Source organism: Methylobacterium sp. WL116, from assembly GCF_008039455.1.
GTDB lineage: Bacteria > Pseudomonadota > Alphaproteobacteria > Rhizobiales > Beijerinckiaceae > Methylobacterium.
The window spans coordinates 1-617 of the sequence record NZ_VRUV01001059.1; the positions used below are offsets into that span (position 1 = coordinate 1).

The 617-nt window shown below is 74.4% G+C and carries 1 protein-coding gene; it reads left to right on the plus strand.

Features of this window, described 5'->3' with window-relative positions; translation table 11 throughout:
- Positions 1-617 (plus strand): acyltransferase family protein (locus FV223_RS29390; protein ID WP_348644843.1); only part of this gene is annotated, 617 nt, incomplete at both ends.

Here is a 617-nt window from a genome sequence, read left to right on the forward strand (position 1 = left end):
GCGCCCTCGATCGGCCGGCGCCGGGGCGCCTTCACCGCCTCGACGGCGTGCAGATCCTGCGGGCGGTGGCGGCGGTGATGGTCGTCCTGCTCCATGCCGAGCTCCTGCTCGCGCTCCAGGCGGAGGCGCGCGGCCTCGCCATGCCGCGCTTCGCCGCCCTGCCGCTCGGGGCCGGCGTCGACCTGTTCTTCGTCATCTCCGGCTTCATCATCGTCTACGCGTCCGAGCCGCTGTTCGGCGCGCCCGGGGGCGCCGCGCGCTTCCTCAAGCGCCGCCTGCTGCGGATCGTGCCGCTGTACTGGTTCGCGCTCACGCTGCGCCTCGTCGTCCTGCTGGCCGCGGCCGCCGCCGGCCAGGCCGCCGCGCCGAGCCTGGCGGACGTGGCGACCTCGTACCTGTTCATCCCGTTCGACACCCGCGGCTTCGGGCCGGACTACCCGTTCCCGATCCTCGATCTCGGCTGGACGCTGAACTACGAGATGGCGTTCTACCTCGTCTTCGCCGGGGCGATGATGCTCGCGGCGCGGGCGATGAAGGCCTCCGCGCCCGCCGCGGCCCTGCGCGAGCGGGCGGCGCTGGCGGCCGTTTCGATCCTCGCCGTCGGCGTGCTCCTGGCC